General features: G+C 69.1%; 25 protein-coding genes. 10 read left to right on the top strand and 15 right to left on the bottom strand.

The annotated features are described in order from the left end of the window. Positions 1-132 precede the first annotated feature (132 nt). Positions 133-1143 (bottom strand): GTP 3',8-cyclase MoaA, encoded by a 1011-nt coding sequence (moaA, locus tag VGJ14_15920; protein ID HEY2833917.1) that lies wholly within the window; start codon positions 1141-1143, stop codon positions 133-135. 229 nt (positions 1144-1372) lie between these two features. Between moaA and VGJ14_15915 the strand changes: the two genes are divergently transcribed. Both VGJ14_15915 and VGJ14_15910 read left to right on the top strand, forming a co-directional pair. Beyond that, positions 1373-2170, top strand: coding sequence for an SURF1 family protein (locus tag VGJ14_15915; GenBank protein ID HEY2833916.1), 798 nt, complete (start codon positions 1373-1375; stop codon positions 2168-2170). A gap of 235 nt (positions 2171-2405) precedes the next feature. Next, positions 2406-3161 (top strand): SDR family oxidoreductase, encoded by a 756-nt coding sequence (locus VGJ14_15910; protein HEY2833915.1) that lies wholly within the window; start codon positions 2406-2408, stop codon positions 3159-3161. Here VGJ14_15910 and VGJ14_15905 read toward each other — a convergent pair. The 5 genes from VGJ14_15905 to VGJ14_15885 all read right to left on the bottom strand — a co-directional run bounded on the left by VGJ14_15905 (position 3121) and on the right by VGJ14_15885 (position 7174). Beyond that, entirely contained in the window at positions 3121-3486 is a 366-nt protein-coding gene (locus tag VGJ14_15905) for a hypothetical protein (GenBank protein HEY2833914.1), read from the bottom strand. The two genes, VGJ14_15910 and VGJ14_15905, sit on opposite strands and share 41 nt — an antisense overlap. 120 nt (positions 3487-3606) lie before the next feature. After that, entirely contained in the window at positions 3607-4095 is a 489-nt protein-coding gene (locus VGJ14_15900) for a hypothetical protein (GenBank protein HEY2833913.1), read from the bottom strand. A gap of 209 nt (positions 4096-4304) precedes the next feature. Further along, the gene (locus VGJ14_15895) at positions 4305-5120 is read right to left on the bottom strand and encodes an enoyl-CoA hydratase/isomerase family protein (GenBank protein ID HEY2833912.1); all 816 of its coding nucleotides are present in this window, start codon (positions 5118-5120) and stop codon (positions 4305-4307) included. A gap of 70 nt (positions 5121-5190) precedes the next feature. Then, complete coding sequence (locus tag VGJ14_15890) at positions 5191-5406, bottom strand: helix-turn-helix domain-containing protein (GenBank protein HEY2833911.1); 216 nt, start codon at positions 5404-5406, stop codon at positions 5191-5193. Positions 5407-5575: 169 nt separating this feature from the next. Further along, positions 5576-7174, bottom strand: a complete 1599-nt coding sequence (locus VGJ14_15885; GenBank protein ID HEY2833910.1) for an ABC-F family ATP-binding cassette domain-containing protein — start codon at positions 7172-7174, stop codon at positions 5576-5578. 122 nt (positions 7175-7296) lie between these two features. Here VGJ14_15885 and VGJ14_15880 point away from each other — a divergent pair, with 122 nt between their 5' ends. From VGJ14_15880 to VGJ14_15865, 4 genes are read left to right on the top strand one after another with little or no spacing between them, the layout of a single operon-like run. Beyond that, a complete protein-coding gene (locus tag VGJ14_15880; GenBank protein HEY2833909.1) occupies positions 7297-8220 on the top strand; it encodes a branched-chain amino acid ABC transporter permease in 924 nt (307 codons plus the stop codon). Between the two features lie 2 nt (positions 8221-8222). After that, a complete protein-coding gene (locus VGJ14_15875; protein HEY2833908.1) occupies positions 8223-10196 on the top strand; it encodes an ATP-binding cassette domain-containing protein in 1974 nt (657 codons plus the stop codon). Beyond that, positions 10189-10887, top strand: coding sequence for an ABC transporter ATP-binding protein (locus VGJ14_15870; protein HEY2833907.1), 699 nt, complete (start codon positions 10189-10191; stop codon positions 10885-10887). Before VGJ14_15875 ends, VGJ14_15870 begins: the two co-directional genes overlap by 8 nt. Positions 10888-10932: 45 nt before the next feature. Further along, positions 10933-11865 (top strand): SIMPL domain-containing protein, encoded by a 933-nt coding sequence (locus VGJ14_15865; protein ID HEY2833906.1) that lies wholly within the window; start codon positions 10933-10935, stop codon positions 11863-11865. Positions 11866-11885: 20 nt separating this feature from the next. On the opposite strand, the gene VGJ14_15860 is transcribed toward VGJ14_15865, so the two are convergent. The 8 genes from VGJ14_15860 to VGJ14_15825 are packed head-to-tail and all read right to left on the bottom strand — an operon-like array spanning position 11886 to position 18610. Then, a complete protein-coding gene (locus VGJ14_15860) occupies positions 11886-12578 on the bottom strand; it encodes an acVLRF1 family peptidyl-tRNA hydrolase (GenBank protein HEY2833905.1) in 693 nt (230 codons plus the stop codon). Positions 12579-12581: 3 nt separating this feature from the next. Next, a complete protein-coding gene (locus VGJ14_15855; protein ID HEY2833904.1) occupies positions 12582-12899 on the bottom strand; it encodes a metal-sulfur cluster assembly factor in 318 nt (105 codons plus the stop codon). Continuing rightward, a complete protein-coding gene (locus VGJ14_15850; protein HEY2833903.1) occupies positions 12896-13342 on the bottom strand; it encodes an SUF system NifU family Fe-S cluster assembly protein in 447 nt (148 codons plus the stop codon). The genes VGJ14_15855 and VGJ14_15850 overlap by 4 nt, the downstream gene beginning before the upstream one ends. Beyond that, on the bottom strand, positions 13342-14580 hold the full coding sequence (locus VGJ14_15845; protein HEY2833902.1) for a cysteine desulfurase: 1239 nt from the start codon (positions 14578-14580) through the stop codon (positions 13342-13344). Before VGJ14_15845 ends, VGJ14_15850 begins: the two co-directional genes overlap by 1 nt. Positions 14581-14638: 58 nt before the next feature. After that, positions 14639-15400: a Fe-S cluster assembly ATPase SufC gene (gene sufC, locus VGJ14_15840; GenBank protein ID HEY2833901.1), complete on the bottom strand. Its 762-nt coding sequence runs from the start codon at positions 15398-15400 to the stop codon at positions 14639-14641. Then, a complete protein-coding gene (gene sufD / locus VGJ14_15835; GenBank protein ID HEY2833900.1) occupies positions 15400-16458 on the bottom strand; it encodes a Fe-S cluster assembly protein SufD in 1059 nt (352 codons plus the stop codon). The genes sufC and sufD overlap by 1 nt, the downstream gene beginning before the upstream one ends. Before the next feature lie 53 nt (positions 16459-16511). Next, positions 16512-17957: a Fe-S cluster assembly protein SufB gene (gene sufB / locus VGJ14_15830; protein HEY2833899.1), complete on the bottom strand. Its 1446-nt coding sequence runs from the start codon at positions 17955-17957 to the stop codon at positions 16512-16514. Next, positions 17921-18610, bottom strand: coding sequence for a winged helix-turn-helix transcriptional regulator (locus tag VGJ14_15825; GenBank protein HEY2833898.1), 690 nt, complete (start codon positions 18608-18610; stop codon positions 17921-17923). The genes sufB and VGJ14_15825 overlap by 37 nt, the downstream gene beginning before the upstream one ends. A 128-nt stretch (positions 18611-18738) precedes the next feature. On the opposite strand from VGJ14_15825, the gene VGJ14_15820 reads away from it, so the two are divergent. The 4 genes from VGJ14_15820 (at position 18739) to VGJ14_15805 (ending at position 22327) form a co-directional block, all read left to right on the top strand. Beyond that, complete coding sequence (locus VGJ14_15820; GenBank protein HEY2833897.1) at positions 18739-19458, top strand: ABC transporter ATP-binding protein; 720 nt, start codon at positions 18739-18741, stop codon at positions 19456-19458. Further along, positions 19455-20213, top strand: coding sequence for an ABC transporter permease (locus tag VGJ14_15815; protein HEY2833896.1), 759 nt, complete (start codon positions 19455-19457; stop codon positions 20211-20213). The genes VGJ14_15820 and VGJ14_15815 overlap by 4 nt, the downstream gene beginning before the upstream one ends. Before the next feature lie 22 nt (positions 20214-20235). Continuing rightward, entirely contained in the window at positions 20236-21180 is a 945-nt protein-coding gene (locus VGJ14_15810) for a COX15/CtaA family protein (GenBank protein ID HEY2833895.1), read from the top strand. Between the two features lie 235 nt (positions 21181-21415). Then, complete coding sequence (locus tag VGJ14_15805; GenBank protein HEY2833894.1) at positions 21416-22327, top strand: hypothetical protein; 912 nt, start codon at positions 21416-21418, stop codon at positions 22325-22327. A 144-nt stretch (positions 22328-22471) separates the two neighbouring features. Here VGJ14_15805 and VGJ14_15800 read toward each other — a convergent pair whose 3' ends face one another. Further along, the gene (locus VGJ14_15800) at positions 22472-23410 is read right to left on the bottom strand and encodes a heme o synthase (GenBank protein ID HEY2833893.1); all 939 of its coding nucleotides are present in this window, start codon (positions 23408-23410) and stop codon (positions 22472-22474) included. Between the last annotated feature and the right edge of the window lie 158 nt (positions 23411-23568).

Raw genomic sequence — 23568 nt, 5'->3', positions numbered from 1 at the left:
ACGTGGCCGGTAGATGCGATGCCGGGCGGCTTCCCCCGTGGCCACCCGGCATCGCTTTTTTTGCGAACGGGTTTGAACCGGAGCGTGGCCGGGTAGACCAATTGGCCGCCGGTGGCGGCGGTAGTTCAGCGGTCAGCCGCCAATGGCGGACATGGGCCGGTCGGGCTGCAGGAACGTCGGGTCGTCGATCCCGTGCCCGGCCTTCTTGCCCCGTATCGCGACCTGCCAGCGCACCGCGAGTTCGGCGTCCGTGGCGCCGGCCCGCATGGCGATCTTCAGGTCGGACTCCTCGCGCGCGAACAGGCAGTTGCGCACCTGACCGTCCGCGGTCAGTCGCACCCGGTCGCAGTCCCCGCAGAACGGCCGGGTGACGCTGGCGATGATGCCGACCGTGTCCGGGCCGCCGTCCACGTACCACCGCTCGGCGGGGGCGGATCCGCGGATCGAGCTGGGCTCCGGGCTGAGGTCGAACTTCGACGAGAGCTTCTCCAGGATCTCGTCGGCGGTGATCATCTGGTCGCGGTTCCAGCCGTGCTGAGCATCCAGCGGCATCTGCTCGATGAACCGCAACTGGTAGCCGCGCTCCAGGCACCAGGCCAGCAGGTCTTCCGGGTTGCTGTCGTTGCTGCCGCGCAGCAGCACCGCGTTCACCTTCACCGGTCGCAGCCCGGCGGCATCCGCGGCGGCCAAGCCGGCCACGACGTCGTCGAACCGGTCGCGGCGGGTGATGGTCTTGAACACCTCCCGGTCCACGGTGTCCAGCGAGACGTTGACCCGGTCCAGGCCGCACTCGGCGAGCGGCCCGGCCAGCTTGTCCAGGCCGATGCCGTTGGTGGTCACCGACAGCTGGGGGCGCGGGTTGAGTTCCGCGGCGCGCTTCACGATGTTCAGCAGCCCGCGGCGGATCAGCGGCTCGCCGCCGGTGAAGCGAACCTCGTTGACGCCCAGCCGCTCCACGGCGATGCCGATCAGCCGGATCAGCTCGTCCTCGCTGAGCAGATCGGCGTTCGGCATCCAGTCCAGTCCCTCGGCCGGCATGCAGTACGAACACCGCAGATTGCACCGGTCGGTCAGGGAAACACGCAGGTCCGTGGCTTGCCGCCCGAAGGTGTCGAGCAACACCAAGGACCACCTCCTCGTCACGCCGGGAACATAGACGGTGCGTCACTGGCCAGGGTACGTGGCGCAGGGCCTGTCGGAAATGTCGTTCCGCACGCTGACCTGCGAAAACGGCGTCCGGATTTCCGAGTTCGAGCCGCATCTGCGGCATGATGTTCAATCCTGACATGCATTCGAGAGGGCCGCGATACGCCAGCCCTCGCAGCACAACTCCAAGAAAATCCTGAAAAAAGAGCCGCGTACCGTGGCCGCCGTGTACCGGTTCCTGTTCACTGCGCGCTGGCTGTCGCTGCTGGTGGTCGCAGTCCTGGCCATACCGGGGTGTACCGAGCTGGCGTTCTGGCAATTGCACCGCTTGCACCACGCCCAACGGCACAACGACCAGATCCGCACCAACTCGCGCGCGCCCGTGGTGGACGCGGCCACCCTGATGAACGTCGGGGGCACGGTGCCCGGCGCCGAACAGTGGCGTGCGGTGACCGCCACCGGCCACTACGACGTCGAGCACACGCTGTTGGTGCGCAACCACTCCCGGCAGGGTGCGCCGGGCTTTCACGTGCTCTCGCCGTTGGTCACCGCGGCCGGGCCGGCCGTCCTGGTGGACCGCGGCTGGGTGGGCGTGCCCGATGCGGGCGGCGCGCCGTCGCTGCCGCCGAGCCCGACCGGCCAGGTGCAGGTCGGCGGCCTGCTGCGGCCCAGCGAGACGCAGACCCGACGTGGGCCGCGCGACGCCGCGGACGTGCCCGCCGGCCAGGTGGTCAAGATCGACGTGCCGCGTATCTCCCCCACGTTGCCGTACCCGGTGTACGGCGGCTACGTGCAACTGCGCACCCAGAACCCACCCGCCCCGGTGGTGGACGGTCTGTCCTCCCCCGACCCGGCGTCGCTGCCGGGCTCGGACACCGAGATGCTGCACCTCGCCTACGCCTCGCAGTGGTTCGTGTTCGCGGGCATCGCGCCGATCGGCTTCCTGCTGTTGGTCCGCCGGGAGGCGGCCGACCTGCGGCGGCGACCCACGGCGCCGCGGCCGGGCGACCTCGCCCCGGCCTGAGGGCGCCCCGCGCCCCGCTCATTCATGAGCGCAGCGGGCACTGTCATACGCGAGGCGTCAGATTCGGGGCCTTCTCGGGGACCAAAGTGACCCCCCGGGTATGACAGAACTCGCGCAGATCATGAATGAGCTCGGCAGCGGCGAACCATGGGGCGAGTGAGGCCACGGTCGACGAAACGGTCACGTCGACCGACCCTATGCGCGATGCGTGCACCCCTCGGAGAAAGATGGCGGCATGGATCTCGGTCTGGATGGACGTGTCTACCTGGTTACCGGCGCGAGCAAGGGCCTCGGCCTGGCCGCGGCCACGGCCTTGATCGGCGAGGGCGCCCGGGTGGTGCTGGTGGCCCGACAGGAGGACCCGGTCAGTACGGCGGCGGCCGGTCTGGGCGAACGGGCCATCGGGCTGGCCGAGGATCTCGGCGACCCGGCCGCGGCCGAGCGGGTGATCGCGGCGGCGCATGCCCGTTTCGGGCGCCTGGACGGCGCGCTGCTCAGCGTCGGCGGTCCGCCGCCGGGCACGGTGCTGGACACCACCGACGAGCAGTGGCGGGCCGCGTTCGACACGGTGTTCCTCGGCACCCTGCGCATCGCCCGCGCGGTGGCGCGCGGCCTGGAGGCCGGCGGCTCGATCGCGTTCGTGCTGTCCACCTCGGTTCGTCAACCGATCCCGAACCTGACGCTGTCCAACGGGCTTCGGCCCGGTCTGGCCATGGCCGCGAAGGCGCTGGCCGACGAACTGGGGCCGGCCGGTATCCGGGTCAACGGTCTGATGCCGGGCCGGATCGCCACCGACCGGATGAAGCAGTTGGACGCCTCCTCCGGCGATGCGGAGGCCTCGCGGGCACGCAACAACGCATCGATTCCGCTGGGTCGCTACGGCGAACCGGAGGAGTTCGGCCGGGTGGCCGCGTTCCTGCTCAGCCCGGCGGCGTCCTACCTGACCGGGATCATGCTGCCGGTCGACGGCGGGATGCTGCGCGGGCTGTGAGCTCGTCCGCGGTGCTGCACGCCACACCCCGAGTGGCCACCTGCAGCACCGCCGCGTCGCACACGCCCGGCACCTCGGCCCACCCGTCGAGCAGCACCACATGCTCAGCTGCGGACAACGCCGCGGCGTCGCAGGAGCGCCCGGCGCGGCCCTGCGGCACGGCTGCGGTGAGAACCCAGGGGTTGGTCAGCGTCATCCCGAGATCCCTCAGCGCGCGGGCGGCCGCGGCCACCGCCGCGCCGAGCGGGACACGGATCAGCCCCAGCTCGAGCAGGCTCGCCTCGAGCGTCGCGTACGCCTCCGGGTCGCGTGCCGGATTCGGCACCGCGAGGTAGGCAAGACGATCGCCCGGCGCCCACGCGCCGTATCTATCCGTGGCCTCCACGGGGAGATATCGCGCGAATGGAGGCGAATGTTTCTCAAAGCCACCCGGGAATTCCGGTTGTCAGGACTGGACGAGTGCCCGCAGCGGGACGGCCGGGGTGCCGCAGCGCGTGGCCAGCGCAAGCGCGTCGGGGTCGTTCTCGTACCGGCCGACCAGCACCACCAGGTTCACCGAGCGGATCTCCACCTCGCTGGGCAACCCGGAGTGTGCGGCGTTGTCGAACTCGGTGGGCAAGATGTCCTCGAGGACCACTACCAGGCCGGCGCCCCACATGGCCTCCACCGCGGAGACCCAGTGCAGGTCGTTCTCCAGGCCGATCACGTGCACCTTGATCCGGCGAAAGATCGAGCCGTAGATCACCGCGGCGACGCGCTCGGCGTCCCGCACGCCGGAGAACACCAGCCGAGCGGCCCGCAGCTCACGGGAGGCGTCGGTCTCCTCGGACAGCCGGGAACGGCTCCAGGACGGATCGGGGGTCTCGGTGTCCTCACTTCTGAAGTCCGATCCGTGATCACGGTCGTACTCGGACATCGGTCCCCCAGGGCTCACGCCGGCCTCCCCGGCCGGTCGTGGCATTTAAGACGCAACGGCGACGCTCCCGGACCGGCTCAAACCCGAAATCAATCGTTCGGCCGATGGTCGGGTTCCCTAATGGGTCGAACCGACCGTGCGAAATCCGACGAGCTGGGGTAGAGCCGCCATGCGGGTCAGGACGGCACCGAGGCCATGAAGTCGGGAAATTCGCCTTCCCGCGGCGGTCAGCGAATGCGGGCCGCCATCGCCTGCAGCAACGGAACCTGGGTGGACCGCTCGGCCGCGGCCTGCTCGGCCTGGCTGCGTCCGGCGGCGCCGAGCATCAGCTGCTTGACCGCGCGCACCGCAGCGGGCGGGTTGGCCGTGAAGCTTGCGCACACCTCGGCCGCGGCGGTGGCCAGCTCCTCCGGGGCCACCATGCGCACTGCCAGGCCCATGGACATCGCCTCGGCGGCATCCACCCAGCGGGCCGAGGCGGACAACTCCAGGGCCCGTCCGTAGCCGACGGCGCGGTACAGGGTCGCGGTGCCCGTGACGTCGGGCACCAGGCCGAGGGATGCCTCCTTCATGCAGAAGCGGGCGTCGGTGGCGATCACCCGGACGTCGGCGGCCAACGCGAGCTGGAACCCCGCACCGACGGCGGCACCCTGGATCGCGGCCACGCTGACCCAGCGCGGGTCGCCCAGCCAGGTGTGCGCCCGCGACTGCACCTCGATCCAGTCCCGGATGCCCGCGCCGCCCAGCGCGGCGACGTCGGCGATCGACTGCTCGCCGGGCACGCCCTCGGTGCTCGCCATGCGCAGGTCCAGGCCGGCGCAGAAGGTGGCGCCCTCGCCGCGCACCAGCACCACGACGACATCGTCGGACAGCAGGTCAGGCACGGCGGCCAACGCCGCCCACCGGGACGGGGTCATCGCATTGCGCCGCTCGGGCAGGTCCAGCACCACGGTGGCCAATGAACCCTCGACGAACAACCGCACATGCCCGGCGGCCAGGACGTCGTTGCGCACTTCCCCGGCTTGTTCGATGACAGCACCCATGTGCGCACCCTAAATGCAGGAACGGCCGGCGCCCGAGAGCGCCGGCCGTTCCGTCAGTTTGCGGGTCCGATCAGACCTTGATCTTGCCGCGGGTCGCACCGCCACGGCCCCGGAGGGTAACCCCGGACTCCGACAGCATGCGGTGGACGAACCCGTAGGAACGTCCGGTCTCGTCGGCCAGGGCGCGGATGCTCCGGCCCTGCCCGTACTTCTTCTTCAGGTCGGCAGCGAGACGCTCCCGCGCAGAACCGGTGACCCGGCTGCCCTTCCTAAGGGTTTCGGCCACGTGCTTCCTCCAGATCACAGCCACACCGTCGTGCGGCATCTCGTCATGCAGACATCGCCGTTCCCCCGAGGCCTTCATGATCAGTACAGAAACCACCCGCCCGCAGGCGGTTGGAAAAACTCGTGACAGCTCGCACGGACCTTGATCACGGATGTCATGGTTCGCGCCGTCAGGCCAGTGCCACCAGGTCCGCGTACTCCTCGCCCCACAGGTCCTCAACGCCGTCGGGCAGCAGGATCAGCCGCTCCGGTGCCAGCGCGTCCACCGCGCCCTCGTCGTGGGTCACCAGCACCACCGCGCCCGCGTACCGGCGCAACGCAGCGAGGATCTCCGCGCGGCTGGCCGGGTCCAGGTTGTTGGTGGGCTCGTCGAGCAGCAACACGTTGGCGCTGCTGACCACCAGGGTGGCCAACGCCAGTCGCGTCTTCTCCCCGCCGGACAACACGGAGACCGGTTTGTCGGCGTCGTCGCCGGTGAACAGGAACGAGCCGAGGATCTTGCGCTGCTCCACCTCGGGCATGTCGGGCGCGGCCGTGGCCATGTTCTCCAGCACCGTGCGCTCGCGGTCCAGCGTCTCGTGCTCCTGCGCGTAGTAACCCATCCGCAGGCCGTGGCCCGCCACCACCTCGCCGGTGTCCGGCGCCTCGATGCCGGACAGGATGCGCAGCAGCGTGGTCTTGCCGGCGCCGTTGAGGCCGAGGATGACCACCCGGGAGCCGCGGTCCACCGCGAGGTCCACATCGGTGAACACCTCGAGGCTGCCGTAGGACTTGCTCAATCCGGTCGCCGTCAGCGGGGTCTTGCCGCAGGGTGCGGGATCCGGGAAGCGCAGTTTGGCGACCTTGTCCGTCTGGCGCTGCCCTTCCAGCCCGGACACCAGGCTCTCCGCGCGCCGCAGCATGTTCTGTGCGGCCACCGCCTTGGTCGCCTTGGCGCGCATGGAGTTGGCCTGCGCGGTCAATGCCGCCGCCTTCTTCTCCGCGTTCGCCCGTTCCCGCTTGCGGCGACGCTCGTCAGCCTCGCGCTGTTGCAGGTACGCCTTCCACCCGACGTTGTAGACGTCGAGCTCGGACCGATTGGCGTCCAGATGGAACACCTTGTTCACGCAGTGCTCGACGAGTGACACGTCGTGACTGATCACCACGAACCCACCCGCGAAGGACCGCAGGTACTCGCGCAACCACACGATGGAGTCCGCGTCGAGGTGGTTGGTGGGCTCGTCGAGCAGGAGCGTTTCCGCGCCGCTGAACAGTATCCGCGCCAATTCCACCCGGCGGCGCTGCCCACCGGACAGCGTGCCCAGCGACTGATTCAACACCCGTTCTGCCAGCCCGAGGCTGGCCGAGATCGAGGCCGCTTCCGACTCGGCCGCATAGCCGCCACGGGACAGAAACTCGGCGTCCAGGCGGGCGTAGCGACGCATCGCAGCGTCGTGCGTCGCCGGGTCCGCGCTGGCCATGCGGCCCTCGGCCTCGCGCATCTGACGGACGATCTCGTCCAGCCCCCGCACCGAAAGAATCCGGTCGGAAGCACTGAGCTCCGGGTCGGAGGTTCGCGGGTCCTGCGGCAGGTAGCCGACCTCGCCACTGCGGGTCACCCGACCGCCGGCCGGGAGCCCCTCCCCGGCCAGCACCCGGGTCAGCGTGGTCTTGCCCGCCCCGTTGCGGCCGACCAGACCGATGCGATCGCCCTTGCCGACGCGGAACGAACAGGCTCCCAACAACAGCCGTGCGCCCACCCGGAGTTCGACGTCGGAAACGGTGATCATGCACGACCCACACCCGCAGCTTACGAGCCCACATAGGGCCGGACAAAAACGACGATCCGGTAGATGTCAGGCGCGCAGGCTGCCTCTACCCTGGGCCCGAACGAGATCGGTGAGGTCGCCACATGCTCGGTTTCCATCCGGAGCCGTCGCTGTTCGGACCGAGCTTCATCGTGGGCATCGCGAACGCGGGCATCTACAGCGTGCTGGCGGTGGCCGTGGTGCTGACCTTCAAGATCAGTCGCACCATCGGCTTCGTCCACTACGGCATCGCGGTCATCGGCGCCTACGGCTACTACCACTACACCGCCGAACACCACTGGAACGGCATCGCCTGTCTGATCATGCTGACCTGCGTCGGCGCCGCCGTCGGCGGCCTCTACGGACTGCTGGTGATGAACCGGCGAATTGCGTTCCTGCCGCGCATCACGCTGTCGATCATCTCGTTGGCCGTGATGCTGCTCCTGGTCGCGTGCGCCACCCGACTGGCCCCGGTGCGCCCGGATGTAGCGATCAGCCCCAGCCCGTTCGGCAACTCCGCGGTGCGCATCTGGTCCTACAACGTGACCATCCACCGCATCGTGAGCCTGGGCATCACGGTGGCCCTGGTGATCCTGCTGGCGCTGTGGCTCAACGGCACCCGGGCCGGGATCAACGTGCGCGCCATCTCCGACGACGTGGAGGCCGCGCGCTGGTCGGGCATCCGGCTGTTCCGCATCGGGGTCGGTGCCTACGCGGCGGCCGGCGCCATGTCCTGCCTGGCCGGAGCGCTGCTGGCACCCATCGCCGGTACCGACATCTCCTCGATCTTGCTCGTCTTCTTCCGCGCCCTGACGGTGGCCGTCGTCGGTGGCTTCCGCAGTCCCATACTCGCCCTGGTAGGGGCGTGCGTGCTCAGCCTCACCGAGACGTTCTGCACCACCTCGGCACTGGGCGACATCGGGCCGGGCACCAAGGAAAGCGCCATCTTCGTGGTGATGGTGATCACCGCGCTGCTGGTGGCCAAGCTGCGCCGCACCGGGCATCGGCTGGAGGTCGAGGTTCTGTGACGGTGCCTCAGAGCAAGGCCCGTCCGCTGCTGTCCCTGCTGCGCCGGCCACTGAACATCCTGCTCGCGGTCGTCGCACTGACCTGGATCTGGCTGGTGCGCGACTACTGGGTGTTCACCATCTCCGCCGGCATGGTCGTCGCGGTGGTGGTGCTGGGCATCATGGTGATGACCGGATGGTGCCGGGAGGTGAACCTGGCCTCGGCGGGGGTCTATGCCACCTCGCTGTACCTGTCCTCGTACGTTTATCGGGACAACCCCGGCTGGGGCAAACCGCTGTGGTTGGCGGTGCTCACCTCGATCGCCATCGGCGCCGGGATCATGCTCGCCGTCTCGGTGTTGAGCGTGCGGTTCTCCGGCGTCTACGTCATGGTGTTCACCCTCGGCGTGCAGATCATGGTCGAGCGGATCATGTTCACCCAGTACCACCTGACCGGTGGTGACACCGCGTTGGACAATCCGCGACCGGTGTTTTTCGGGCACCACATGGAGGGCCACGACCGGCAGTTCTATCTGTTCCTGCTGGTCGTGCTCGCACTGGTGTTGGCGTTCCTGCAACGGCTGCGCTACTCCCCCTACGGCCGGGCGATGTTGCTGTCCGGCGCCGACCAGCAGGCTGCGGCCGCGGTGGGTATCTCGCCGTGGCGGGCCAAGGCGTTGGGCTTCGGCGTCTGCGGCGCGCTGTCCGGGCTGTCCGGGATCCTCGCCGCGATGCTGTTCGTCAGCGCCCCCACCACGGTCAACTACGAGGCCACCAAATCCCTGCTGTGGCTCTCGGTCGCGATCCTCGGCGGGTTCGACTCAATGACCGCGGTGGTCGGCGTCGCGCTGTTGTTCCAGGGCGTGCCGTTCCTACTGGAGCGGCTGCACGTGGACTACCAGGGGCTGGCGGGCGTCTCGCTGTTGGCGGGCGTGCTGTGCGGCGCCCGCGGTGTGGGCGGGCGCTTGCAGGACGTCTACCGGCGCCTGCGGTTCGGCCCCGCGGCCACCCGGCGCGCTGCCCGGCCCGCGACGCTGACGACCTCGGCCTCGGTGCTCAGCCGCGGTGACGGCATCGGAGACCTTGCCGAGTTCGGTGGCGTGAGCCCGGCCGTGCGCGGGCAGGCGCTGGACACCCTCGAGGAATGGTTCCCCACCCGCCGTGTCGAGCCGATCGCGCTGTCCGCGGAGGACGTCTGGGTCTTCTTCGGCGGGGTCAGGGCTCTGCAGGGAGCACAGATCGAGGTACCGACCGGTTCGTTCACCGGGCTCATCGGCCCCAACGGCGCGGGCAAGACCACGCTGTTCGACGTGATCTCCGGCTTGCAACGCCCGGACCGCGGCACGGTGCGGGTATTCGGCGAGGACGTCACCGGACGACGCCCCTGGCACCGTGCCGCGCTGGGCATGACGCGCACCTTCCAGAGCCAACGGACCATCGCCGAACTCGGCGTGTGCGACAACCTGTTGGCCGGTGCCGGGCTGCGCATCTCCGGCAATCTCGGGCAGTTCGTGCTCGGCGACCCACGAGTGTGGCGGGGAGTCCGCGAGGCCGAGCAGGCCGCCTGGGCAATCGCGCAGCTGCTGAACATCGACCGGTACTGGGACGAGCGGGTCGGCGAGTTGGAGTTCTCCGCCCGGCGGCGTACCGAACTGGGTCGGGCGCTGATGTCCGGGCCGCAGATCCTGCTGCTGGACGAGCCGACCTCGGGCCTGGATCCGGCCTCCTCCGGCGCACTGATCGGTCTGGTGCGCCAACTGCAGGCCGACCTGGGCTTGACGGTGTTGCTCGTCGAGCACTACGTGAAGGCCGTGCTGGAGGGCTGCGACGCGGTGTATGTGCTGGCTGAGGGCCAAACGCTGGCGCACGGCGAACCGCTTGCGGTGGCCGCGAACGCCGACGTGCAAACGCACTACCTCGGGGCCGGCGCCAGCAGTTCCCCGATCCCGTGGCGGAAGCGGATGGCCGACGAGCGAGGGACCAGGGCCGGTGTCTGAGCGGCGTCGCAGGGTGGAGATCCCCAAACTCGCCGTGCACGACCTGCGCGCCGGCTACGACGGCGTGGCGGTGCTGTTCGACGTCAACTTCGAGATCTGGCCTGCGGAGATCGTGATCCTCTGCGGCGGGAACGGTGCGGGAAAGTCCACCCTGCTCAAGGCGATCATGGGCACGGTGCAGGTGCTCGGCGGCGAGCTGCGACTGGACGAGGTGAGGATCAACAAGTGGCCCGCGCACAAGCGCACCAAGGCCGGTATCAGTTTCTCCCCCGAGGGTCGACGGGTGTTCCCCACGCTCAGCGTGAAGGAGAACCTGCACGCGGGCGCCTCGCACGTGCCGACCAGCCGGCTGGCCGAACGGTGCGCGGAGGTCTACGAGTACTTCCCGGTGCTCGGCGAGCGCGAGGATCAGCTCGCGGGCACGCTGTCCGGTGGTGAGCAGCAGATGGTGGCCATCGGGCGGGCGTTGATGCCCCGCCCGGACCTGATCCTGGTCGAGGAGCCGTCGCAGGGTCTGGCCCCGGTGATGGTGGACCGGGTCTATCACGCGTTGCAGCGGATCTGTCTGGATCGCCGGGTCTCGGTGCTGATCACCGAACAGTTCCAGCAGTTGCGGGAGAACGACTGCGACCGGGTGTTGGTGATCGACAAGGGCACGGTGGTGCCCTACGAGACGCTGTCGCGTTCCTGATCCGAACTCGGCGAACGTTTTGACCCGGTCCTGCGTCCTTGCCGCATGAGCCGAATTCCGTTCACCCGTCGCGCCCGGTGGACCGCCGCCTCCGTGACCCTGCTGGTCGCCGCGATCGCCGCTTCGATGCTGTCCGGCACCGGCACCGCCAGCGCGGACCAGATGCAGCAGACCGCCAACACCGTGAGCGTGTCCGGGACGGGCCGGGTCAGCGCCACCCCGGACGTCATGCACGTGGACCTCGGCGTGCAGCGCACGAGCCGCGACCTCAACGCCGCCCTGAACGACGCCAACGCGGACATCGCGCGGATCTCCGAGGTGCTGGGCAAGCACGGCGTGAAGGACGCGGACATCCAGACGTCGCAGTTGTCGATCAACCAGCACTACGGGCCGATCCAGGCGGTGGCGACCCCGATGTCCGCGTCGCCCGCCGAGCCCGCCCCCTCGGCCGACGCACCGACGGCGATGAACACCGCGTCGCCGGCGGTGGCCCCCGATGACGCAGTCGCCTCTCCCGGTGTCGCGGTGGCGCCGATGCCGGCGGACAAACCGGTGTCCTCGCCCGGCTACGTCGGTCCGGTCGAGGAGAACGGCCCGAACGGGTACGACGTGTACGAGACGCTGGCGGTGAGCATCCGCGACCTTTCCGACGCGGGCGCCACGATCTCCGACGCGGCCGCGGCCGGCGGCGACGCGACGCGGATCAACGGGGTCTCCTTCGCCGTCGACGACCAGAGCAAGTTGCTCGAGCAGGCCCGCGAGGCGGCTTTCGCCGATGCGAAGTCCAAGGCCGAGCAGTACGCGAGCCTGGCCGGGCGCAGCCTCGGCAAGGTCAGCGTGATCACGGAGAACTCGAGCACTGATGGTGGCGGCGTCGTGTACCCCATGGCCCGGACCAGCATGGGCAGCGCGGTGCCGGTCTCGCCGGGCAGCCAGGACGTCACGTTGACCACCAACGTGACGTGGGAACTCAGCTGAGCAAGGAACCTGACGTTCGGTCAGTCCGGGTCAATGAGGTGGATCCGGACTGACCGGAACATCAATGGAGTGGAGTGCAACACGGCCAGCCGGGGATCCGGCACGGTGAGGAACCGCGGTTCGGTGGCCACCGAACGCAGTGGCGCCAGCCGCGGGTCGGCCAGTACCTTCTCCACCGACGTGCGTTCACCACCGAGTACCAGCGCGTCCAGTCGCTCGACGTTCGCCAGCAGTACGCGCACCGCGAGGTCGGCGGCGTCCGCGCGGGCGGCGTCGGCCTGATTCGCCCGGCGCCGGGCGAAACGTTGCTGCGAGCGCCCGCCCGCGGCGGTGCGGCCCTGCACCAGTCGGTGGTCGACCTTGGAGGTCTCCAATTCGGCGCCGACGAACACCCCGGCGGCCTGGCCGCCGAGGCGGACCAGCAGCACGCCCACGGTGCGCGGTTCCAGGGCGTGCCGGCCGAGCGCCTTGGTCAGCAGAATCCGGGCCGGACCGGTGCGCGGACCCGGCGGACCCTCCGGCGGGGTCCAGCTACCGGCGAACGGCAGCACGAGGTCCGCGATGGTTCCGTTGTCGGCGACCGCACGGGCGCCCGTGGCGGTGGCGGTCAGCGCGATCGGAGCGCCATTGCGCTGGGCGAAGTTCTCCAACCAGCGGGAAACCCGCTCGGCGTCGACATCGACCGAGCGGGTGGTCGACGGCCCCTCGGGCAAGGCTCAGACGTTGAAGCCGAGGGCGCGCAACTGCTCGCGCCCGTCATCGGTGATCTTGTCCGGCCCCCACGGCGGCATCCAGACCCAGTTGATCCGGAAGTCGGCGACCAGGCCCTCCATTGCTTGGCGAGTCTGGTCCTCGATGACGTCGGTGAGCGGGCAGGCCGCCGAGGTCAGCGTCATGTCGATGGTGGCGATGTTCGCCTCGTCCACGGACACCGCGTAGACCAGGCCGAGGTCCACTACGTTGATGCCGAGTTCGGGGTCGACCACGTCGCGCATCGCCTCGGTCAGGTCGTCTTCGGTGACGGTCGTCGTCATGTCGTCGCTCCTTCCGCGGCCCGGGTGACCGCATCCTTCCAAGCCATCCAGCCGAGCAACGCGCACTTGATCCGGGACGGGTACTTGCTCACGCCCTGGAACGCGACCGCGTCCTCCAACACGTCCTCGTCGGGTTCGCCGTGGCCCTTGGATTGCATCAGGGTGAGGAACTCCTGATGGACGGCCATCGCATCGTCGATCTTCTTGCCGATCAGCAAATCGGCGAGCACCGAGGTGGACGCCTGACTGATCGAGCAGCCCAACGCATCGTAGGAGACGTCCTGCACCACGTCGTCCACCACGTGCACGCGCAGCGTCACCTCGTCCCCGCAGGTCGGGTTCACGTGGTGCACCTCGGCCTGGAACGGCTCACGCAGACCCTTGTGGTGCGGGTGGCGGTAGTGGTCCAGGATGATCTCCTGGTAGAGCGCGTTGACCTCCATCAGGCCGCCCTGAAGAAGGTCTTCACCGCGTGCAGGCCCTCGATCAGGGCGTCGATCTCCGCGGTGGTGGTGTACAGGTAGAACGAGGCGCGGGTGGAGGCGACCACTCCGAAGCGGGCGTGCGCGGGGCGTGCGCAGTGGTGACCACCGCGCACTGCGATGCCGCGGGAGTCCAGGACCTGGCCGATGTCGTGCGGGTGCAGGTCGTCCAGTTCAAAACTGATCGCGCCGCCCCGGTCGACCATCTCGGCGGGACCGAGAATGCGCAGCCCCGGTACGGATTTGAGGCCCTGGAGGGCGTAGGCGGTAATGGCCTGCTCGTGCGCAGCGACGGCGTCCATGCCGATCGCGGACAGGTAGTCGATGGCCGCACCGAGACCCACCGCCTGGGCGATCGGCGGGGTGCCCGCCTCGAACCGGTGCGGCGGGCCGGCGAAGGTCGAGCGCTCCATCCGGACGATCTCGATCATCTCGCCGCCGCCGAGGAACGGCGGCAGCGTCGCCAGGAGCTCCGGGCGACCGACCAGCACGCCGATCCCCGTGGGGCCGCACAGTTTGTGCCCGGTGAACGCGAGGAAGTCGGCGCCCAGCGCCGTCACGTCGACCGGGAACTGCGGCACGGCCTGGGAGGCGTCGATGCAGACCAAGGCACCGACCGCGTGCGCCCGGTCGACGATCTGCGCGACCGGGTTGATGGTGCCGAGCATGTTCGACACCCAGGTCAGCGAGACCACCTTGGTGCGCTCGGTGATCAACTCGTCGATATTGGTCAGGTCGAGGCGCCCGGAATCGGTGATGCCGAACCAGCGCAGCGTCGCGCCGACGCGCTCACAGCGCAACTGCCACGGGACGATGTTCGAGTGGTGCTCCATCTCGGTGATGACGACCTCGTCGCCGGGCGCCAGCGGCACCACGTTCGCAACGAGGTTCAGCGCCTCGGAAGCGTTCTTCGTGAAGATCACGCCTTCCCGGCTGTACGCGTTGACGAAGGCGGCGACTTTGTCCCTGGCGCCCTCGTAGGCGGCGGTGGCCTCCTCGCCGAGTTGGTGCGCGGCGCGGGCGACGTTGGCGTTGTGCACCGCGTAGTGCTCGTGCATCGCGTCCAGCACCGACTGCGGCTTCTGCGAGGTGTTCGCGCTGTCCAGGTAGATCAGCGGATGCCCCTCGGCCAGGCGGCGCTCGAGGATCGGGAAGTCGGCGCGGATCTTCTCGACATCGAGCAGTCCGGGCAGGTTCATGCGGCACTCATTTCGCACTCGCTACCGCTCATGGCACTCATTTCGCATTCGCTACCGCTCATGCTGTCGCTCCGGTCAGGAAGCGCTCGTACCCCTCCGCCTCCAGCTGCTCGGCGAGCTCCGGGCCACCCTCCTCGACGAACCGGCCGCCCACGAAGACGTGTACGAAGTCCGGCGCGATGTAGCGCAGGATGCGGGTGTAGTGGGTGATCAGCAGCACGCCCTTGTCCCTGCCGGACCGGAAGCGGTTCACGCCGTCGGACACGACCTTGAGGGCATCGATGTCCAGCCCGGAATCGGTCTCGTCCAGGATCGCCACCTTGGGGTTGAGCAACTCCAACTGCAGCATCTCGTGGCGCTTCTTCTCACCACCGGAGAAGCCCTCGTTGACGTTGCGCTCGGCGAAGGCCGGGTCCATCTGCAGCTGGTTCATCGCGGCCTTGACGTCCTTGACCCAGGTGCGCAGCTTCGGGGCCTCGCCGTCGATCGCGGTCTTCGCGGTGCGTAGGAAGTTCGTCACGCTGACGCCGGGCACCTCGACCGGGTACTGCATGGCGAGGAACAGGCCCGCGCGGGCGCGCTCGTCGACGGACATCGTCAGCACGTCGGCACCGTCCAGGGCGATGCTGCCGGAGGTCACCGTGTACTTGGGGTGCCCGGCGATGCTGTAGGCCAGCGTGGACTTGCCCGACCCGTTGGGGCCCATCACGGCGTGTGTCTCACCCGGGCGGATCGTCAGATTCACCCCACGCAGGATCTGCTTCTCCCCGTCGGCAGTGTCCACCGAGACGTGCAGGTCTTTGATCTCCAGCGTGCTCATCAGGCGAGAGTCTCCAGTTCGTGCTCGATGGTTTTCAGCAGTCGGGCCTGAATCATCGGGATGCCGATGCGGCCGATGATCTCGGCGAAGAAGCCCCGCACGACCAGCCGGCGAGCCTCCTCGGCCGGGATCCCCCGGGCCTGCAGGTAGAACAACTGCTCGTCGTCGAAACGTCCCGTGGCGCTGGCATGCCCGGCCCCGGCCACCTCACCGGTGAGGATCTCCAGGTTGGGCACGGAATCGGCGCGGGCGCCGTCGGAGAGGATCAGGTTGCGGTTGAGTTCGTAGGTGTCGGTGCCGACCGCCTCGGCGCGGATCAACACGTCACCGACCCACACGGTGTGCGCGCGGGCGCCCTGCAACGCGCCCTTGTAGGCCACGTTGCTGCGGCAGCGCGGCACCGCATGGTCGACGTAGCTGCGGTGTTCGAGGTGCTGACCGTCGTCGGCGAAATACAGCCCCAGCAGCTCGGCATCCCCACCCGGTGCGGTGTAGGTCACCTGCGGGAACAGGCGCACCAAATCCCCGCCAAAGGTGACCGTGACCGTGCGCACCCGGGCGTCGCGGCCGAGCACGAGGCGGTGATGGCTCAGATGCACGGCGTCATCGGCCCAGTCCTGGATGCTGACCAACGTGAGTGACGCACTGTCAGCGACATGCACCTCGACATTTGCGGCGTAGGTCGCCGAGCCCCGATGGTCGAGCACGACGGTGGTCGAGGCGAACGGGGCGACGTCGATCACGGTGTGCCCGTAGGCCGCGCCTTCCGCGCCCTCGCCACGCACGGTGACCACGGTGGGCTCGATGACCACCGCTTCGGAGGGCACGCTGATCACCGTGGCCGCCGAGAACAAGTCGAACGCGTTTTGTGCGACCCGGTCGGAGTACTGCGTGATGCGGATGCGTGGGTCGTCGCGGCCCACCGTCTGCACGCTCACGCCCTCCGGCGCGACCGCGTCGACGACAACCTTGCCGTCGGCCGCCGCGGTGCCGTTGTGCAGGCCGCGCAACCGCCGCATCGGCGTGAATCGCCATTCTTCCTCGCGGCCCGTGGGCACCGGGAGATGGGAAGATGACGCCTCGGCGAGCCTCGGCGTGTGAGTGGTCGTCACTAGCCGACCGCTCCTTCCATCTGCAGCTCGATCAGCCGGTTCAGCTCGAGCGCATACTCCATCGGCAGTTCGCGGGCGATGGGTTCGACGAAGCCACGCACGATCATCGCCATGGCTTCGTCCTCGGACATCCCACGGCTCATCAGATAGAACAGCTGATCCTCGGAGACCTTGGACACGGTGGCCTCGTGGCCGAGCGCGACGTCGTCCTCGCGGGCGTCCACGTAGGGGTAGGTGTCCGAGCGGCTGATGGCGTCCACCAGCAGCGCGTCACAGCGCACGTTGGACTTCGAGGAGTGCGCCCCCGGCTGCACCCGGACCAGACCGCGGTAGGAGGTGCGGCCACCGCCGCGAGCCACCGACTTGGACACGATCGAGCTGGAGGTGTGCGGGGCCGCGTGCACCATCTTGGCGCCGGCGTCCTGGTGCTGGCCCTCGCCGGCGAACGCGATGGAAAGCACCTCACCGCGGGCGTACTCACCGGTCATCCACACCGCCGGGTACTTCATGGTCACCTTGGACCCGATGTTCCCGTCGACCCACTCCATGGTCGCGCCGGCCTCGGCGCGCGCGCGCTTGGTGACCAGGTTGTAGACGTTGTTCGACCAGTTCTGGATGGTCGTGTACCGGCAGCGTCCGCCCGGCTTGACGATGATCTCCACGACGGCGGAGTGCAGCGAGTCCGAGGAGTAGATCGGCGCGGTGCAGCCCTCGACGTAGTGCACGTATGCACCCTCGTCGACGATGATCAGCGTCCGCTCGAACTGGCCCATGTTCTCGGTGTTGATGCGGAAGTAGGCCTGCAGCGGAATCTCGACGTGCACGTTCTTCGGCACATAGATGAACGATCCGCCGGACCACACCGCGGTGTTCAGCGCGGAGAACTTGTTGTCACCGGCCGGGATCACCGAGCCGAAGTACTCCTGAAACATCTCCGGGTGCTCGCGCAGTCCGGTGTCGGTGTCTTTGAAGATGACGCCCTGCTGCTCGAGGTCCTCGCGGATCTGGTGGTACACGACCTCGGACTCGTACTGCGCGGCGACGCCGGCGACGAGCCGTTGCTTCTCGGCCTCCGGGATACCCAAGCGGTCGTAGGTGTTCTTGATGTCCTCGGGCAGCTCGTCCCAGGAAGTGGCCTGCTTCTCCGTGGAGCGCACGAAGTACTTGATGTTGTCGAAGTCGATGCCGGACAGGTCCGAGCCCCAGTTGGGCATGGGCTTCTTGTAGAAGAGCTTGAGGCCCTTCAGCCGCTGCTCCAGCATCCACTCCGGCTCGTTCTTCAGCGCGGAGATGTTGCGGACGACGTCCTCGGACAGGCCTCGGCGGGCGGTGGCACCCACATCGTTGGCGTCGGCCCAACCGAAGTCATAGCGGCCGATGCCCTCGAGAGCAGTGGGAACAGTGCTGGTCATACTGAGGTCCTTCCCGGTACGTACGTGGTGCATACGCTGTCGCCGCGGGCGATGGTGGCGAGGCGTTGGACATGGGAGCCCAGCAGTCGGGCGAACGCCGCGGTCTCGGCCTCGCACAACTGTGGGAACTGCTCGGCGACGTGGGCCACCGGGCAGTGGTGCTGGCAAAGCTGTTCGCCGTGGCCGCCGGGGGCGGGTCGGGCACTTGCGGCATAACCGTCGGCGGACAGGGCGTCAGCCAACGCGGCGGGGCGTTCGTGCTCGGGTAACCCGGAAACGCGACCGCGGTAGCGCTCCTCCAGATCGGCCACCCGGCGCTCGGCGAACTCGGTGACCGCCTGATCGCCGGCCGTCTCGGCGAGAAAGCGCAACGCTCCGGCGGCCAGGTCGTCGTAGGCCTGGTAGAACGACTCGCGGCCCTGGTCGGTGATGCCGAACGCGCGGGCCGGTCGGCCCCGGCCGCGCTGTGCCGCCCGCAACCGGGGAACGGTGGGCATGATGTGGCCCTCGGCGAGCAGCACGTCGAGGTGGCGACGCACGGCGGCCGGGGTGAGCTCCAGACGCTCGGCCAACGCCACCGCGGTGGACGGGCCGTTCTCCAGAATGGAGCGGGCAACCCGGTCGCGGGTACCACGTTCGCCGGCATCGACCGGGGTCGCCGCCAGCACGTCGGGATGGTATTTCACAACACCAGTGTGACGTAATTCCGGGCCGGCGCCAAATCGGCCAAAACCAGAACTACACCACGGTCCATCAAATTAGGCAAGCCTTACCTAACAGTTCGCTGCCTTCCTGTCTCCCTAGACTTGCCGCTGTGCCGATCGACCCCGCCATCCAGGTCCGGGGTCTGACCAGGCGCTACGCCGGGCGCGCGGTCGTCGATTCCCTCGACCTGCAGATGGCCGCGGGCGCGGTGACCGCGCTGCTGGGTCCCAACGGCGCCGGGAAGACCACCACCATCGAGATCTGTTGCGGCCTGCGCCGGGCGGACGAGGGCAGTGTGCAGGTGCTCGGGCTGGACCCGGTGCGCGATGGTGCGGCCCTGCGGCCACGCCTCGGCGTGATGCTGCAGGAGGGCGGGGTGTACTCCGGGGCGAATGCGCCGGAGATGCTGCACCATGTCGCGTCGCTGCATGCGCATCCGTTGGATCCCGATGCGTTGATCACCCGGCTCGGGCTGGGCGACGCCGGGCGCACCACCTACCGGCGGCTGTCCGGCGGGCAGAAACAGCTGCTCGCCCTCGGCCTGGCCATCGTCGGCCGCCCCGAACTGGTGTTCCTCGACGAGCCGACGGCGGGGCTCGATCCGCACGCGCGGCACGCCACCTGGGGATTGATCGCGGAGCTGCGTGCGGCGGGGGTGACCGTCGTGCTCGCCACGCATTTGATGGACGAAGCCGAGCGGTTGGCGGACCAGGTGGCGATCATCGACCGCGGCCGGTGCGTGGCCGCGGGTTCGCCCGCCGAGCTCACCGGTGGGTCGCGTCGTCTCGAGGACGTGTTCTTCGAGCTCACCACCCCGGCCCAACGATGATGGATCTCTCCCCCGCTCCCGGTGCCGCGCCGGTCGCGCGCATGGTGCGCGCGCAGGCGTCGCTGGAGACGCGGATGCTGCTGCGCAACGGCGAGCAGTTGCTGTTGACGGTGATCATCCCGGCGCTGTTGCTCGTGCTGTTCGCCAAGGTGGACGTGGTCGAGGTCGGCACCGATTCGCGCATCGACTTCCTGGCGCCGGGGATTCTCGCGCTCGCGGTGATGTCCACCGCGTTCACCGGACAGGCCATCGCCACCGGTTTCGAGCGGCGCTACGGGGTGCTCAAGCGATTGGCGGTCTCGCCACTGCCGCGCTGGGGTCTGTTGGTCGGCAAGACAGCGTGCGTCCTGGTGGTCGAACTGCTGCAGGTCGGGTTGCTGGCCGGGGTCGCGTTCGCGCTGGGCTGGTCGGCCCACGGCAACGCGGTGGTGGTGCTGTTGTTGTTGGTGGTCGGAACCGCGGCGTTCAGCGGCCTGGGCCTGTTGATGGCCGGCACGTTGCGCGCCGAGGCGACGTTGGCCGCGGCCAACCTGGTGTACCTGCTGCTGCTCGTCGGCGGCGGGGTGATCATCCCGTTGTCGAAGTTCGGCGGGGCGCGGCACGTGCTGCGGTACACCCCGACCGCGGCGCTGTCCGGCGGCCTGCGTGACGTGTTGACCGGCGCGGCGGGCATCCCGTGGGTCGACGTGGCCGTGCTGGTCGGCTGGGCGGCGGTCTCGATCGCCGCGGCCGCCCGGCTGTTCCGGTGGGAATGACCGGCCCGCTTACGATTTCCTCATGACCGACCGGGCGGGGACCTTGCTGCGTCGGCTCGCGCTGGCCTCGATCGTGGTGAACATCACCATCGTGGTGACCGGTGGGGCGGTGCGATTGACCGGATCGGGCCTGGGTTGCCCGACCTGGCCGCGCTGCGCGGGCAACTCGTTCACCCCCACCGGCCAACTCGGCCTGCACTCACAGATCGAGTTCACCAACCGGTTGATCACCTACGTGGTGGGCGCGGTGGCACTGGCCACGTTGGTGGTCGCCCGGCGGGCCCAACCGGCGCGCCGCGACGTGCGTCGATTGGCCTGGGCGTTGTTCCTCGGGGTGCCGGCGCAGGCGGTGTTGGGCGGGATCACCGTGCTCACCGCCCTCAACCCGTGGATCGTGATGCTGCATCTGATGCTGTCCATGGCGCTGGTCGCCGGGGCGACTGTGCTGTATGGGCGGCTGGCCGAGGGCGATGGGCCTGCCGTGCCGCGCGTGGTGCCGCGGGCCCGCGGCTTGGCGTTCGCGGTCGCCGGGGTAACCGCGGTGGTGCTGTATCTGGGCACCGTGGTGACCGGCAGCGGCCCGCACGCCGGTGACGCCAAATCCCCGCGCACCGGACTGAACACGCACACCGTCAGCGAATGGCACGCCGCCGCGGTGTTCCTGCTGATTGCCCTGACCCTGGCCACCGTCATGGCGCTGGCTGTCTGCGACGCCGCCCCCGCCGCCCGCCGCGCGGCCGCCCTGCTGCTCGCCGTCCAAGCCGGCCAGGCCGTCATCGGCTGGATTCAATACGCCACCAACGTCCCCGAGGCCCTCGTCGCCGCCCACATGCTCGGCGCTGGGTTGCTGGTCGTGGCCACCACCCGCCTTGCCCTCGCGACGCGCGAACGACCGACCGTGGCGCCGAACCTAACGCCGGACACGCAACTTGGGGTCGCCCAGCAACGCATCGCGCTGCCCGGATAGGTGCCTGCGCGACCCGAAGATGCGTGTGTCGGGACGCGACGGGGATATCGCGCGGAGCGGCGCGACAAGCCGCAACACTCCATCTACGGGTCGCCCAGCGACCTATGGAGCGGTCGCGATGCGTGCCTATGCGGCCCGAAGTTGATGTGTTTGGCTCGCCAGCGCGGATGCTCAGCCTTGTCCACAGGCAGCGCGAACGCCTGCGAATGGGATTGCGTTCGCCAAAAGTACGGCCATGGCACCCTCGCCCCGTATCCCGCTGGAACTCTTGCTCGGTGCCTTCCACCGGCGAACTGCACTCGCCGCGGGCTTGACCTCACGCCAGCTGCAGTCACGCTGCTGGATCAGGCTGTTCCCGCAGGTCTACATCCACTGCTCCGTCCCGCTGACCGGCGAGGTGCGGCTGGCTGCGATGCGGTTGGCGGCGCCTGCCGACGCCGTGGTCACCGGGTACACCGCCGCCTGGCTGTATGGCGTGTGGCAACCGCCGCCCGGACAAGTGGTGCCGCTCGAACTCGGCGTGCCTCGCGACCGCACGGCCGCACGTGGTCGCTCACTGCGCACGCACACGCTGGTTCTCGACCCCATCGACATCAACGCCTGGCACGACATTCCGATCACCTCGCCCGAGCGCACCTGCTTCGGCCTGATGGCACGTTCGGAGTTGGTAGAGGCGGTCGTGTTCGCCGATGCATTCGGCCACGCCGGCCTCGTGACCTGGACCGGGCTGATGCGCTACGCAGACGAACGGCCGCACTGGCCCCATGTGCGCAAGGCGCGGTTCGCCACGGACCTGGCCCGGTTCGAGGCCGCCTCACCGATGGAAACTCGCCTGCGCATGGTCATCGTGCTCGCCGGCCTGCCCGAGCCCCCGCTGGTGAACGGAGGTCTGTACGACGAGCGGGGGGTCCTCATGGGCATCCCGGATCTTGGCTACTTCCAGCCAATCTTCGGTCTGGAGTACGACAGTGCCTACCACCACACGGCGGAGCAACGAGCAGCGGACAACGTGCGCGAGAACCGGCTGCTGGTCGGCCAGGTGCCGCTGCTGCGGTACGGCCCCCGAGACGTCTTCGTCCATCCTGATCGCATCGAGCGCGATGTGGCCGCCATGCTCGGCGGCCGGTCGCTGCGCCACGCCTCTTGACCTGCCCCGGCCACGGCCAGCGGGCTCTCACGCCCCACAACACGCCAACTTCGGGTCGCTCAGCAACGCATCAAGGACCCGCGATACGTGCCTACACGGCCCGAAGATGCGTGTCGGGTGGACGGCGGCGGCGGGGGCTTAGACCTAGAACAGGCAGGCGTCGATGGCGATGACCAGGAACAGCAGCGCCAAATAGGTGTTCGACAGGTGGAACAGCCGCATCGGGGCGAGGTCCACACCGCTCAACCCGCGCCGCACCCGGCCCAGCAGGCGGTGAGCCTCGAGGAGAATGCCGACGCCGAGCACCGCGGCCACCACCGGGTACAACGGGCCGGTGTGCGCCACCGGCCACAGCAGCAGGGAGACGATCACCGTCGCCCAGGTGTAGAGAGTGATCTCGGTGATGACCCGGCGCTCCGTGGCCACCACCGGCAGCATCGGCACATTGGCCGCGGCGTAGTCCTCGCGGTAGCGCATGGCCAGCGCCCAGAAGTGCGGCGGAGTCCAGAAGAACACCACGCCGAACAGCACCAGCGGCGTCCAGGTCACCGAGCCGGTCACCGCGGTCCAGCCGATCAGCGGCGGGAAACAGCCGGCCGCACCGCCCCACACGATGTTCTGTGACGTCCGTCGCTTCAGCCACATCGTGTAGCCGAACACGTAGAACAGGTTCGCGGTCAGCGCCAGCAACGCGGACAGCCAGTTCACCGCCAACCCAAGCAGCAACGTGCTGACGGCGCCGAGCACCACCCCGAACACCAACGTCTCGCGCGGGGTGACCCCGTGCATGGGCAGCGGCCGACGCCGGGTGCGGCGCATGTCCGCGTCGATGTCGCGGTCCAGGTAGCAGTTCAGCACGTTGGCGCTGCCCGCGGACAGCGTGCCGCCGACCAGCGTGGCCAGCACCAGCCACAGCGAGGGCACCCCGCGGGCGGCCAGGAACATCACCGGCGCGGTGGTGACCAGCAGCAGCTCGATGATGCGCGGCTTGGTGAGCGCGACGTAGGCCCGCACAGTGGCGCCGATGCCGCGTCCGCCTCCGATCGCCGCCCCATTGGCCGGGCGAAGATCGACAGTGGTCACACGTACCTCGCCGGTGGGTTGTGCGGATCGGGCGGCTGCACGCCGCGCGGCGCGAGCGGGCCCAACTGTAGCCGTCGTTACCCGGTGCGCCGGTCGTGGGTACCGCCGGCGCAACCGTCCGGTCACCGAGCACTGGATAGGGTCAAGTCGCTGGATTC

The sequence above is a fragment of the Sporichthyaceae bacterium genome (assembly GCA_036493475.1).
Taxonomy (GTDB): Bacteria; Actinomycetota; Actinomycetes; order Sporichthyales; family Sporichthyaceae; genus DASQPJ01.
Note: the sequence above shows the minus strand (reverse complement) of the source record. Positions and strands in the feature narration are given on the sequence as shown.

Bases quoted from the DNA above. Each gene is read 5' to 3' on its own strand.
- VGJ14_15910 (HEY2833915.1), top strand. From the start codon at position 2,406: ATGGATCTCGGTCTGGATGGACGTGTCTACCTGGTTACCGGCGCGAGC.
- VGJ14_15895 (HEY2833912.1), bottom strand. From the start codon at position 5,120: ATGGGTGCTGTCATCGAACAAGCCGGGGAAGTGCGCAACGACGTCCTG.
- VGJ14_15885 (HEY2833910.1), bottom strand. From the start codon at position 7,174: ATGATCACCGTTTCCGACGTCGAACTCCGGGTGGGCGCACGGCTGTTG.
- VGJ14_15880 (HEY2833909.1), top strand. From the start codon at position 7,297: ATGCTCGGTTTCCATCCGGAGCCGTCGCTGTTCGGACCGAGCTTCATC.
- VGJ14_15865 (HEY2833906.1), top strand. From the start codon at position 10,933: ATGAGCCGAATTCCGTTCACCCGTCGCGCCCGGTGGACCGCCGCCTCC.
- VGJ14_15855 (HEY2833904.1), bottom strand. From the start codon at position 12,899: ATGACGACGACCGTCACCGAAGACGACCTGACCGAGGCGATGCGCGAC.
- VGJ14_15850 (HEY2833903.1), bottom strand. From the start codon at position 13,342: ATGGAGGTCAACGCGCTCTACCAGGAGATCATCCTGGACCACTACCGC.
- VGJ14_15845 (HEY2833902.1), bottom strand. From the start codon at position 14,580: ATGAACCTGCCCGGACTGCTCGATGTCGAGAAGATCCGCGCCGACTTC.
- sufC (HEY2833901.1), bottom strand. From the start codon at position 15,400: ATGAGCACGCTGGAGATCAAAGACCTGCACGTCTCGGTGGACACTGCC.
- sufB (HEY2833899.1), bottom strand. From the start codon at position 17,957: ATGCACCACGTACGTACCGGGAAGGACCTCAGTATGACCAGCACTGTT.
- VGJ14_15815 (HEY2833896.1), top strand. From the start codon at position 19,455: ATGATGGATCTCTCCCCCGCTCCCGGTGCCGCGCCGGTCGCGCGCATG.
- VGJ14_15810 (HEY2833895.1), top strand. From the start codon at position 20,236: ATGACCGACCGGGCGGGGACCTTGCTGCGTCGGCTCGCGCTGGCCTCG.
- VGJ14_15805 (HEY2833894.1), top strand. From the start codon at position 21,416: ATGGCACCCTCGCCCCGTATCCCGCTGGAACTCTTGCTCGGTGCCTTC.